Annotated in this window: 13 protein-coding genes and 1 pseudogene; all 14 read right to left on the bottom strand. The window is 44.8% G+C overall.

The annotated features are described in order from the left end of the window. Positions 1-9 precede the first annotated feature (9 nt). The 14 genes and pseudogenes from QTN95_RS04340 to QTN95_RS04280 all read right to left on the bottom strand — a co-directional run bounded on the left by QTN95_RS04340 (position 10) and on the right by QTN95_RS04280 (position 11691). A complete protein-coding gene (locus QTN95_RS04340; protein ID WP_331416477.1) occupies positions 10-951 on the bottom strand; it encodes a type II secretion system F family protein in 942 nt (313 codons plus the stop codon). A gap of 1 nt (position 952) precedes the next feature. Further along, positions 953-1921: a type II secretion system F family protein gene (locus QTN95_RS04335; protein ID WP_138970423.1), complete on the bottom strand. Its 969-nt coding sequence runs from the start codon at positions 1919-1921 to the stop codon at positions 953-955. Positions 1922-1932: 11 nt separating this feature from the next. Beyond that, on the bottom strand, positions 1933-3423 hold the full coding sequence (locus QTN95_RS04330) for a CpaF family protein (RefSeq protein ID WP_138970422.1): 1491 nt from the start codon (positions 3421-3423) through the stop codon (positions 1933-1935). Positions 3424-3451: 28 nt separating this feature from the next. Then, on the bottom strand, positions 3452-4672 hold the full coding sequence (locus tag QTN95_RS04325) for an AAA family ATPase (protein WP_331416476.1): 1221 nt from the start codon (positions 4670-4672) through the stop codon (positions 3452-3454). Positions 4673-4681: 9 nt separating this feature from the next. Continuing rightward, positions 4682-5167 carry a TadE/TadG family type IV pilus assembly protein gene (locus tag QTN95_RS04320; RefSeq protein WP_138970420.1) on the bottom strand — a complete coding sequence of 162 codons (486 nt, stop codon included), beginning with the start codon at positions 5165-5167 and terminating at the stop codon, positions 4682-4684. After that, positions 5164-5607, bottom strand: a complete 444-nt coding sequence (locus QTN95_RS04315; protein WP_331416475.1) for a TadE/TadG family type IV pilus assembly protein — start codon at positions 5605-5607, stop codon at positions 5164-5166. Before QTN95_RS04315 ends, QTN95_RS04320 begins: the two co-directional genes overlap by 4 nt. Beyond that, positions 5604-6839 (bottom strand): pilus assembly protein TadG-related protein, encoded by a 1236-nt coding sequence (locus QTN95_RS04310; protein WP_331416474.1) that lies wholly within the window; start codon positions 6837-6839, stop codon positions 5604-5606. Before QTN95_RS04310 ends, QTN95_RS04315 begins: the two co-directional genes overlap by 4 nt. 18 nt (positions 6840-6857) lie before the next feature. Beyond that, positions 6858-7121, bottom strand: a complete 264-nt coding sequence (locus QTN95_RS04305; RefSeq protein WP_138970417.1) for a hypothetical protein — start codon at positions 7119-7121, stop codon at positions 6858-6860. A 9-nt stretch (positions 7122-7130) separates the two neighbouring features. Continuing rightward, entirely contained in the window at positions 7131-8588 is a 1458-nt protein-coding gene (locus QTN95_RS04300) for a type II and III secretion system protein family protein (protein ID WP_331416473.1), read from the bottom strand. An 8-nt stretch (positions 8589-8596) separates the two neighbouring features. Continuing rightward, entirely contained in the window at positions 8597-9340 is a 744-nt protein-coding gene (gene cpaB, locus QTN95_RS04295) for a Flp pilus assembly protein CpaB (RefSeq protein WP_331416472.1), read from the bottom strand. After that, a complete protein-coding gene (locus tag QTN95_RS04290) occupies positions 9337-10683 on the bottom strand; it encodes an AAA family ATPase (RefSeq protein ID WP_138970414.1) in 1347 nt (448 codons plus the stop codon). The genes cpaB and QTN95_RS04290 overlap by 4 nt, the downstream gene beginning before the upstream one ends. Before the next feature lie 15 nt (positions 10684-10698). Beyond that, on the bottom strand, positions 10699-11217 hold the full coding sequence (locus tag QTN95_RS04285; RefSeq protein ID WP_331416471.1) for an A24 family peptidase: 519 nt from the start codon (positions 11215-11217) through the stop codon (positions 10699-10701). Between the two features lie 26 nt (positions 11218-11243). Then, positions 11244-11396: pseudogene (locus QTN95_RS21240) on the bottom strand (Flp family type IVb pilin). A gap of 106 nt (positions 11397-11502) precedes the next feature. Continuing rightward, positions 11503-11691: a Flp family type IVb pilin gene (locus tag QTN95_RS04280; protein ID WP_138970412.1), complete on the bottom strand. Its 189-nt coding sequence runs from the start codon at positions 11689-11691 to the stop codon at positions 11503-11505. Positions 11692-11899: the final 208 nt, after the last annotated feature.

Here is an 11899-nt window from a genome sequence, read left to right as displayed (position 1 = left end):
AGTCCGTCCTTATTTTCCCATAGATGCAGTGAAGAGCAGCATTGACGGACCAATTGCAACGATAAAGAAGCAAGGCCAAATAAAGATCAACAGAGGAAAAATCATTTTCGTTGGAATCTTAGCTGCAACCTCTTCGATTTCTTGATTACGCTTGTCTCGATAGTCTTCAGTATACTCACGTAACGTTTGTGACAAGCTACCGCCTATTCTTGATGCATGAGCCAACATAGTCACCAGACCAGCGATCTCTTTCAGCCCCGTCCGATGAATCAAGTCATTAAACGCATCCGACAATTCGACCCCTGCTTTTACTTTGACACATACGGTATCCAGTTCATCAGCAAATTCAGGGTGCGATATGGTCAACTCATCCGCGACTCTGCGAAGAGCAGCGTTAAACCCTAACCCAGACTCAGTACACACAACCAATAAATCTAAGGCGTCTGGAATCCCACTGCGAATCTTTGATTGCCGCTTATCAACCATATATCCGAGCACAATATGCGGTCCATACATGCCGACACCAACGCTAACAATCATGGCAAGGTTACGCATTGGCATATCTGGAGCAAAGAAGAAGAATCCTGCCGCCATCAGTAGCCCTACCACTAACGACAACGCTTTAATTGCATAAAAGATAGTGAGCGCACTCGCATCAAGATAGCCCGCATGCATCAGCTTTTCACGAATGCTTTCACTCTCTTTAGAGTTGGAAGGTTTCATGGCTGGTGCAAGCGACTCTAAAGTATTCTCTAAGCGTTTTGTCCGCTGCTTTTCGACACCACTAGTACTTTTAAGTTGGCTAAGTTTGGCTTTTAACGGCGATTTTGAGCCGACGAGTAACAGCGATAGAGTGAAAATGATCAACACGGTTGCCAGTAGGATCAAGCCTAAAAAAACAGTCTGTTCATCAAGGTTAAAGGATGAAATAAAGGTCAGTACAGAGTCCATATCACACCTCGAAGTTAATGATTTTTCTGATCCACAGTGAACCAAAAAATAGACTAACGACACCCCCACTCACAAGTTTCATTCCCCTTGGGTCGGTATAGAGCGGCTCGACATAGCCAGGGTTAATCACACTGAGGAAAATGAACAGAACAAAAGGTGAAAGAACCAATATCCACGCCGACAGGCGGCTTTCCGCTGACAAGGTTTTGATTTTTCTTTGCAGTTTAAAACGTGCCCGCAGCACTCTTGATACTTTCTCAAGGTTCTCCGATAGATTACCGCCAGTTTCTTTTTGCAACAAAACCGCACTGGAAAACGCGAGCATGGAAACCGTTGGTGTACGCTCCGCCATCTGCATGATCGCCATCCGCATGTCATAGCCGTAATTGAGTAAGTTGAACGTGTTTTTGAATTCAACTCCGATTGGTGCAGGCATTTCCAACCCCACCTCATTAAAGGCCTGGGTGACCGGCTGACCCGCTTGTAACATACGACGCATGATATCTAGGGCTTCAGGCAACTGTTCTTCAAAGGCCGCCAAGCGATCTGAAATCTTCTTACCTAACCAAAAATATAGACACATCCAAACCGCAATAATCGCTGCGATCCCGACATAAAGAGGTTGACCAATAAACAGCGCGATAAAAAAACAACAAACCGACGAGATAGATGTAATGAGTAGGGTTTGAGTTAAACTCCAGTCATATCCAGACAGCTCAATCATTTTCTTGAGTGACGACAGTGCCTCAATTTTTACTAAACGACGATCCCAAGGGGTCAGGCTTTTTAAGTAATGTTCATGAAGCAGTGAACGTGCCTCTTCATCTAATTTAGACTGGGACTCCTTTAATCGTTCTGATAACTCTTTATGCTTTGCTTTACTCCCTGCTGCAGGCAGAATCAGCGCCTGCGAAATAAACACCACTGCGAAGAAAAGTAAGACAAAAAAGAGTGTCGCATCCTGCTGCATAATGCCCCCTTCTATGAGTGTGACTCATTAAAAATTTCGAAAGGAAGATGAAGGCCTTTTTTAGAGAGCTGGTCATGACATTGCGGCACGACTCCCGTCGCCGTAAAGTGTCCTAAGACATTCCCTTCTTCATCCATTCCTCTACGTTGGAACTTAAAAATCTCCGACATGGTAATAATTTCACCCTCCATGCCGTTGATCTCACAAATGCTGACCATACGTCGCTTACCGTCTTCCTGACGTTCCATTTGCACAACCAAATGAATGGCCGACGCAATTTGAGAGCGTAGGTTTTTGGCGGTCATATTCCAGCCCGCCATCGCGAACATATTCTCTACCCGAGAGAGAGCATCGCGCGGCGTATTGGCATGTATTGTCGCTAACGAACCATCGTGGCCAGTGTTCATCGCAGCTAACATATCAACCGCCTCAGCACCACGAACCTCCCCCAGTACAATTCTGTCGGGGCGCATACGCAGTGAGTTTTTCACCAAATCTCGCTGGGTGATCTCCCCTTTGCCTTCAAGGTTAGCGGGACGTGTTTCTAGTCGAACGACATGAGGTTGTTGCAATTGAAGTTCTGCCGAGTCTTCTATCGTCACAATACGATCATCAGAAGGAATAAAGTTCGAGAAGATATTAAGTGTGGTGGTTTTTCCTGAACCGGTACCACCTGAGATGAGTACATTCATCGCCCCACGCACCGCTGCTTCAACAAACTGAGCCATTTCGGGAGACAGAGAGTTATAGTTGAGCAGGTTATCCATATTCAACTTCTCTACCGCAAAGCGGCGAATCGACACCGATGAACCATCAAGCGCAAGAGGCGGAATAATGGCGTTTACACGTGACCCGTCAGTCAGACGAGCATCGACCATAGGTGATGCTTCATCAATACGTCGACCGACCTGACTCACGACTCTATCAATAATGTTGCGAAGATGTCGCTCGTCAAGAAAGGTGTAAGGAGTTAATTCCAACTTACCACGTCGCTCAACAAAGACGTGCTTAGGTCCATTCACCAAAATATCCGACACAGTCGGGTCTTTGAGCAGTGGCTCAAGAGGACCTAAACCAAAAACCTCATCTTCGATTTGTTGTATTACCCGTTTACGTCCTTCCGCACTCAATGCGTGCGTTTGGTCTTCCGCCATTAGCTGTACAACGGCGTCGTGCAACTCAGACTTAGCACGTTCCTTTTCCAAGCTCGCCAACAAGCCTAAGTCGAGCGTTTCAAGCAACATTTGGTGATAATAATGTTTAACCGAAAGCTCTAGCTCGAGTTGCTTCTTCTCTTCTTCAACGGCATGACCTTTCGCTTCAGCCTCGCGACGTTTTCTTTCTTGAAAAGATTCAGCAGCCTTTTCTTCTACCACTTGACTTGTTTGTGGCTCTGTAGTCACAGCCTCTTGTCGTTGATTCGCTTGCTGGATTTGACGCTCCTCAGCTTCAACCACTTTCTTTTGTAGCTCCGGGTTTATGTTTTTCCTTTTAAAGAACATATTAGCCCCTTGTTATTATCAAGCTTTGTTAGGAGAACATTTTCTTAAACCAACCTTTCTCACTCTCCTTATCCGGAACTAAAGAGTGTGCTAATCGTTGAACTGACTTGGAAATTGCGCTGCCTTTTTTGGACAGAATAAAAGGTCGGCCTAAGTTGGCACTTTCAAGCGCAACTTTAAATTCATTAGGTATGGTGTGAATTTTCATGCCACCTATGGTTTCTTGAATATCTTTTAATTTGATCGACTGTCGCTTCTCATAACGATTGACGATAATTTCCATTTGATCTCTAGAGACACCAAACTCGAACGTCAGCACTTTGATAATCTGCGTCGTATTTTTAATCGCGACTAAGTTTTGTTGAGTCACCAAGAACAGTTTCGTCGCGGGTGAGATAACCGAACCAAACATCCGATCAAGCCCGCGAGATAAATCGATCACAATGTATGGGTATCTTTCACGTAAGATAGGGATTAACTTATTGAGTTGAGGGGCTTTTTCGAAATTCTCATGGCTATTTTCACGTTTAAAACCGATAGTGTGCAGACCAGATTCATGCTTAGTGACTAACCCACCCAGAGAGACTTCATCCAAATCAGAAAGATTCGCGATGGCATCTGTGAGACCGTAAGTACAAGAAACGTTAAGATAATCTTCTATCACGCCAAACTGAGTATCTAGATCAACAAATAGAACATTATCTGGGTTCTGTTCTGCAATCGTAATGGCAGTATTGAGCGCCAACATTGATGCACCCGCACCACCTTTAGTATTCATAAATACAAGCAGCTCACCAAGGTTTCTGCTTGCCACTTTTTCTTCAGCAACATTCCTAAGTAGCGGAATCAGATCCCCCAAGGTCGCCTTGTCGGAAATAAAGTCTGCGGCTCCAATGCGTAAAGCGATTTTTAGTGCGCCATTGTCATTCTCATTGCCGAAAACAATCAACGACGCTTCATGGCCAGTAGCATGCTCTGGCCCCTCATACTGTTGAAGCTCAACAATTTTTTGTGCCCAATTCGGCCCCGTCTCTACAAAAATAAGATCAGGTGGAGAGAAGTGTGCAAGATTACCTACCACCAGACCATGGAACGAAATCATTTCAAAGCTGACACTAGGGCACTTTGACAACTCATGACTGATATGAAGGTGAAAGGCGTCAGATAAATAGAATACCCAAACAGTTAAGTTTGTTTTCAGTCTTATGGGTTGGTCACCATGAGTCGTTAGCGTCACTGCTTCTCCCATCTCGTTCTCCTAGCAGTCCGTGCTATTTTCTTCATTAAAGGGGGTCTCTCTGTGATGACCTAGGTTTTCCCTTGGTCGAGTCGTTTCAAACTCCGGAACAGACAGACCTCCTGTCAAGTTGATGAAACTGAGCAAGCCAGTAAATTGATATTCAAAATCAACGACTTTAGCCCTCACATATTCAATTGTAGGAAAGATTGCATCATCTGTCAGAGTTCCTTGAATAACATTCCCCGAAGCATCGAGATACTCAATGGTCAGATTGCTAGCAGAGAAACCATACGGCGCTCCGCTGACTACCGCTAAGGCTGGAATATTGGCTTTATCCTCAACTTTACAAACAACCGCCAAACGCGCGGCGATTCGTGTCATGTCATTAACCATCTGCAATGAATAGATGTAACGCCCTACCTCAATCACAGCAAAAATTACCAATAACAACGCGGTTGAGACCAAGGTAAATTCTATGATCGATAGACCTTTTTGCTTCTTCATGGTGCAGTCCTCATCATTGCCGAAGCATTTAAAGGCACTGCAAAATTGAGCGTCGAGCTAAACTCAGTAATAACCGGAACATAAGTATGATTAATCGTGACTGTGACATAACCATTCTCATGTAATACAGTGACGTCTGACGTGTCTATGCCACTCATCAAAGATACAGCCCCGTCCCCCACAACAGTTTTACCGTAAACGACCATGTTTTTAATTTCATCGACATCGGCGATTTGGTCATAGCTTGATGTACCAGTTACACCAGCCGTTGCATAACGAATTCCGCTCTGAGCCATTTTGGTTAAGTTTGTATATTGAACAAACGCATTACCAAACTCAGTAATCGACATTAAAATCATCATTAATACTGGCAGAACAATCAGCATTTCCACTGCTGCCAATCCTGTTGTTCGGGAGTGATTCCTATCGCGTTTGTTCATGATTCATCCCCTCCCGGATCCTTATACAAGACAATGGTATAAGGACCTTCATTACTAGAATCTTGACCTGGATTCCCGCCCGACGCAGTACAGTCAGAAATAAACTCCCCAAACACGGCTTCTTTACCGCTATTGGAGGTCGGTGCTTTTTGCAGCATAAAGAAGCACCCTAATGCAGTAACGGTAAAGCTGCTTGTCCCACCACTGGCTCCCGTGCAGTCCACAATTGGAACGACCAAAATACGTCGATCATGCTGTCCGCCTGAGTCCATTTTGCAGTCAGGATCGCCTGAGCAATCCGGCAACGCATCGTTATAATCTTCGTATCCCCACGGCTCACCTTCAACACTCTCATCGTTGTAAACGATATTGCCATCATTATCTAAAGTCGCTTTGGTGTCCGGTTCCTTTACGTAGATGTCTGAAGGAAAATCACTGGCAGATAGCCCACCACCGCTATAAGCACCAAAACGCGTGTTTAGCCCCTGGCCTACCGGACCTATCGTATTGCCGGGTTTGGTTATAACGGTATCACCTACCCCAACACTTCCTTCATAACCACCAGCGAGAGCTTTTCTCACCGTGTCTGCACCAGAACCAAAGTCAAGCAGTTGATAATTACCCGATCCCATATCACTCTGATTCTGTTCGGCAATTTTAAGTGCGTAGAGTTCTCCTGTATCGTAGCCAGTCGAACCTCCAGTGCCTGAATCACCTTCACATACTGCCATAGGCACAACATTGACCACATCAATACCCGGGCTTGGTCCTGCCACCGCGCTCGATACTAACTGTTTATCGACGCCAAATAGGTAAGCAAAGAAATTATCAAGCGAGTATGCACTTACAGTGACACGAACATAAGTATCCAAGTTCGCGTTATAGCCACTCGACTGAGGAAATATGGTGGGATCGTTTGAATACTCTACCGTGATGGTCGCATTGGAGAAGTCCATTTCGGAGTTGCCAGTAGCCGCGGCGACGTTATTCAATGTTGAGTTGGCCGCGGTGGTCGCTTGGGCATTTGTCCCTTCGCTATCCATGACAATGGCGGCAGCTAACGCAGCAGCATCGACACTGTTTTGCAATCTCGCTTTATTTAGCACAGCATGGCTTACATCAATAGACAAGGCAGCGACGCCTACCAAAGCAAGCATCGCTACCGTCACCATGACCAAAACCAAGCCCCTTTGTCGCGAATATTTACCTATTCGCTCTCTTGGCAACCTCATTGCGTCCATCCTTAGGGTCTAATTAGCAAACCCCTGCAAAACTTGACTATCAGTGCCTCCTAAGTCGGAGCTCTGTTTGCCTGTATAGACTTGATAGGCACTTTCCATTCGTTCACCACTACCCGAAGGAATGACTCCCAAGTTTTCTTGAGATGCATTTTGATTGTATGTTTGTTGTGTTTTTACCTTGGCCACATGGTGCCCTAAACGCGGTTTATTCGCGCAGCCGAGAAGCAGAGCGGAACAACAAACAACAATCGCTATAGTTATTACGTTTTTCATATCGCTCTCCTACAAACTATGTCCAAATGTGCCTTCAGTGCCGCCTTTACTTCGGTCAACATACTCTTGTTCATCGGTAGGTTGTGCTTTGGGTGTTTTCTTGACAGGCGCGATATACGAACCACGACCGAGTAAGTAGTACTTAAAATCATTGGGTTCGACAAAAGAGTCAGTCGGCAGAGTGACCTTGTTTCGGTCAATTGGCTGCGCGAGCCTTGGTGTCACTAAAATAACCAGCTCAGTTTCACCTGAAACATACTCTTGGCTATTAAACATTTGCCCCAAGATCGGAATATCGCCTAAACCGGGCATCTTGCTCGCCACATCACGTACATTTTCACTCAGTAGTCCAGCGATACCAATCGTCTGTCCATCCGCTAGCTCAAGAGTAGACGAAGCACTGCGACGCGTAATGGGAGGGATAACGTAGGTGCTATTGGTACTACCTGGAGACAAAGTCAGCGAAGAACTGTTGGCAATTTCACTCACATCCACCGCTAAGTTAAGATTAATTTTTTTGTCGCTTAACACGGTTGGGATGAACTTCAGACCCACACCATATTCTTTGTACTCGATCGTTATACCTTTATCATCCGGTACTGGGATTGGGAATTCACCCCCAGCTAGAAATTCCGCTTTTGAGCCACTCAACGCAGTCAAATTGGGCTCAGCCAATACCTTCGCAGTGCCGTTTTGTCGGGCGACATCGAGGGCGAAACTAAATAAGGTATTGCCATCAATAAAGGAGCCTAAAATCCCGTAATCACCAGATGTCGGTATCTCAAAAATTGGCGTCGCACCCGCGATACCAGCTGCGGTAGATGCCCCGCCCCATTTAAACTTAGAGCCGCTGGATTGGAAGAAAGCAAAGTTAGCATCAAACTTACGCACTAAGCTGCGCTGAACTTCAGCAACGGTAACTTCAAGCATGACTTGCTGCGCACCACCAATCGTCATCAGATTTATCACGCCAGTTTTATCAACTTGCTTACTCAGAGACTCATTTTCCTTGTCTGCTTCTCGTCCAGCGGAGTAGGTTTCTGCCACTCTCAAAGCAATATTCATTGCCGCTTGATTGCTTATCTGCCCACTCAGAATCAATCGGTTTTGGGCACTATGCACTTCAATGGTTTCATTGGGTAAAAACTCAAAGAGTTTGGCCTTGAGGCTGTTTAAATCATGAGTGACTTCAATATTGATGGATTCAATCAGTTGACCACGGCTATCCCAAGCCATCAGGTTGGTCGAGCCAAGCTTCTTACCAATCAAAAACAGCTCATCGGATTTGAGCATCACGATATCAAGCACATCCGGGTCACCCAATGAAACACGCTTTGCTTTGCCAGCTAATGTTACGTGTGTGGATTTATGGTGGGGAACTTTGACCACTTTCCCTGATTGTGAAGCCGCATAGGTAACACCACTGCACAGCAGCAAGATAAAAAACAGTGTTATTATTTTATTCATAGCTCACCTCAGTCCCTGACGCGGATATTGCTGGATTCAGTACCCTTAATAATGGTGACACTAGGGGCAACATATTTTTTGACCACTTTTTCCTCTTCATGAGGATTACGTAATGCTAACTGTATGTCTCCACGACTTTGGGCGGACAACAACTTTTCGGCCTGACTAGGTGTCACCTCTAACGTCACAGCCCGTACGATAATTGGTTTGTTTTCTTTGGTTCTCGCCGTTTGGTCAACAGCTAATACTTTGATTTCTTTGAGCACTGTTACGGTATTAGCCGAGTTTTTTCCGTATTTAATCGTATTTAACACATCCACCTTATTGCCCGGCAGCAAGAAGCCCGCAACACCAATGACATCGTTTACCCGAATAGTCACAGCACGTTTATTCTCTGGGATTAGAGATGCTAACGTTGAACCCTCTCCCTGATTGGCTAGACGGCTAACATGGATTATCTCGCCCGGATAAACATTGCTCGCAACAACTTGCCCGATCAACTCTTCAGCCGATGTAAATTGAGATTCAGAGCGCCACGCTTTTTCTAGCAACTTGTTGGTAATGTGTTGCTCCTCAATAACCGTCCCTGCGAGTATTTCCTGAGAGGCAATGATCACCGGCTCTCGCTCGACCACCTCTACTTCAGTTTGAGGCTGCAATTGGTTGTCCATCCACTTTTTGGCGAAAAACACGGCTCCTAAACCAAACGCAATGGAGAGTAAAAGAAGTAATATGACTTGATTTCGACTCATCGAGCACCTCCTCCTTTGCCATCAGCTGTAAAGTACACTTCCCACGCACGGCTTACGATTTCAGAGGAGATAACAGGTTCAACTTCTTCAAATACGATGATATCTCGGCTGATCCCTACAATGTCTTTTGGTAAACAAGGATAAAAGCCCACGTCATGCTGACGATGTAAGTCAAATAAAGTTTCAAAACACCCTTGGGTAAGGGTCAGATTTTTAGATTTCGCAATAATGCCCCACAGTTCGCGATACTCTTCTTCGAGTAGAGGACCAAACTGAATCTTGTAGCCAAGTCGACGTAAAAAAGCCGGGTCACTGATCTTTTCCGGATCTAGGTTCGTAGAAAAGGCAAGAGTGAGGATAAAAGGTATTGAGATCTGTTGACCATTGGGCAAGTTCAGATAGTCGTAGAAATATTCCATCGGTACGATCCATCGGTTCAGCAATGTATCAACTGGCATCGGCTGGCGGCCCAAATCGTCGATAATAAAAATTCCGTTGTTCGCCATCATCTGTAGCGGAGCCATCCATACCTTGTTGTGCTCGCTGTGGTTGACCTCCAGCATGTCCATGGTTAATTCCCCACCGACTTGGATACTGGGTCGTTCACAAAGGCACCAGCGGCGGTCAAATTGTTCTTTAAACGTGATGGACTGAATATCTGAGCTGGATACCCTCTTGTGATGCTGAGGCGAAAAGACTTTGATGATGTTACCCGCGGCGAAGACAGCGTGAGGGATGTAAACCGAAGTGTTGAGTGAGTTAAGAATTTTTGTCGCGACAAAGGTTTTACCTGAACCTGCACTGCCGTAAAGCAACAACGCCCGACCAGAATTAATCGCAGGCCCCAAAACCCCGACCATACGATGAGCGCCCAGCACATCCGAGAGTGCATATTCGACATCGGCTCGATTAACCATTTGAGCTCGAACGTCCTGCGCCTTGACCATTTCGCAATATTGATTCAAAGAGACGGGTACTGGGCCTAAATAGGCATCTTTTACAAAAGCGGTATCGGCTTCCTGCATGCCTGATTCTGACAAACCATAGCGCACATGTCCGGTAGATTGAGTGGAAAACGTTGAGGAAGCAGCTTGAAAAACCTCGACCATTGACTTTGCTCTTAGGCCTGCGATGACATCCTCAATCATATGACTATTGATACATAACAACTTGGTCAATTGGAGAATGTCAGACTTGGGATAGGCGGCAATGTGTTTGATGACCAGATTTTCGACCACCGCTTTGGGTATTCCTAAGTCGTCGAAGCTTGTTGGCACAGGGGGTTGCGGAGCTTGCGGCGTCAACTCTGTTCGATGTTGAACCTTGGACATTGCCTGAACCATAAACACTCCTTGTGATTAATTCAGAAAATAGAAATAAAGCGCTACTCCAACAACAACGACTGGCGCAAAAGGCATTTGATATCGTCCTCTGCTACCGTTTGGGCTGGTTAAAGCTTTACTGCCCGAAGAACCATACATGACATAGATCGAGTATTTGTTTAGTAACGATTTGAATTGGTTAGGTGACTCTGCGAGGCGAAGAAAGGCATAGAAGAGGCCAATAACTACGCTTGCAACTGCAATCCAATAAACCGCTCCCAAAATATGCCCACTGCCAAGCCAAAAACCCACGACACCCAAAAGTTTTACATCACCGGGAGCCATCACTTTTAAAAAATAAAAAACTAAAGCAACGCCAAAACATGTAATGCCACTAACAGATGACCAGAGTAGGAAATTATAGTCCTGAAGGACAACAGCCTTATTAATAAAGCTAACAAAAAGAACTACTAATAATAATGAGTTAGGTATTCGGTGCTCTTTTGCATCAGAAACGGCTATGGCAAATAGCACGATCCAAATAAAAACATCCATCTAACTGTCCCCAAAATTAGTCAGTCCTACTCACTAAATATAGACCCAAATTGTTGAGATAACAGTTCTCCGAACACAATAAATATCCCCGAAAAACCAACCACCAATAAACCCGCACCTACCACATACTCGACGACGGTTAACCCCTCTTAATCCCTAAAGAAACTAATGAAAGACATAGCCAAAAACCTCCAAGTTGAACAAAAGGAAGTTGCCCACAACACAGTTATGGGCAACTTAATTCTTAATCAACTATAGGCGAGGATATGCGTTTATGTCGGTATATTAGTTACCTGAACCATCTGGCGCATTATCAAGAACTGTACCTAGCTGTGCTTCTAGTGCAGAACTGAAAGTACCAAAAATACCTGCTAGACCGGCTACCAATAAACCTGCACCAACAACGTACTCCACAACCGTTAAGCCTTCTTCGTCTTTCATAAATTCAGAAATATTTTTAATAAGCTTGCTCATGATTTGTCTCCTTCCAAAGTTCATTAAGCCATTTCGCTTATTGATAATTTAGATTTATTTGAGCAATAACAGTTAGGATTATTTTGGCTATCTTTGGTACTTTTTTGCCATTAACTATCAGAAAAAATAAGTACATCCGCTCGTCAAATAAGCAAATTCTAAAATTAGGCTATTTATTCAAAGAATAGTCCTTCATATACTTTCTTTT

Source organism: Vibrio sp. M260112 (assembly GCF_036533775.1).
Taxonomy (GTDB): Bacteria; Pseudomonadota; Gammaproteobacteria; order Enterobacterales; family Vibrionaceae; genus Vibrio.
Note: the sequence above shows the minus strand (reverse complement) of the source record. Positions and strands in the feature narration are given on the sequence as shown.

Coding starts and splice junctions, on each gene's coding strand:
- QTN95_RS04340 (WP_331416477.1), bottom strand. CDS start 951: ATGGACTCTGTACTGACCTTTATTTCATCCTTTAACCTTGATGAACAG.
- QTN95_RS04315 (WP_331416475.1), bottom strand. CDS start 5,607: ATGAACAAACGCGATAGGAATCACTCCCGAACAACAGGATTGGCAGCA.
- QTN95_RS04300 (WP_331416473.1), bottom strand. CDS start 8,588: ATGAATAAAATAATAACACTGTTTTTTATCTTGCTGCTGTGCAGTGGT.
- QTN95_RS04285 (WP_331416471.1), bottom strand. CDS start 11,217: ATGGATGTTTTTATTTGGATCGTGCTATTTGCCATAGCCGTTTCTGAT.
- QTN95_RS04305 (WP_138970417.1), bottom strand. CDS start 7,121: ATGAAAAACGTAATAACTATAGCGATTGTTGTTTGTTGTTCCGCTCTG.
- QTN95_RS04335 (WP_138970423.1), bottom strand. CDS start 1,921: ATGCAGCAGGATGCGACACTCTTTTTTGTCTTACTTTTCTTCGCAGTG.
- cpaB (WP_331416472.1), bottom strand. CDS start 9,340: ATGAGTCGAAATCAAGTCATATTACTTCTTTTACTCTCCATTGCGTTT.
- QTN95_RS04330 (WP_138970422.1), bottom strand. CDS start 3,423: ATGTTCTTTAAAAGGAAAAACATAAACCCGGAGCTACAAAAGAAAGTG.
- QTN95_RS04320 (WP_138970420.1), bottom strand. CDS start 5,167: ATGAAGAAGCAAAAAGGTCTATCGATCATAGAATTTACCTTGGTCTCA.
- QTN95_RS04310 (WP_331416474.1), bottom strand. CDS start 6,839: ATGAGGTTGCCAAGAGAGCGAATAGGTAAATATTCGCGACAAAGGGGC.
- QTN95_RS04325 (WP_331416476.1), bottom strand. CDS start 4,672: ATGGGAGAAGCAGTGACGCTAACGACTCATGGTGACCAACCCATAAGA.
- QTN95_RS04280 (WP_138970412.1), bottom strand. CDS start 11,691: ATGAGCAAGCTTATTAAAAATATTTCTGAATTTATGAAAGACGAAGAA.
- QTN95_RS04290 (WP_138970414.1), bottom strand. CDS start 10,683: ATGGTTCAGGCAATGTCCAAGGTTCAACATCGAACAGAGTTGACGCCG.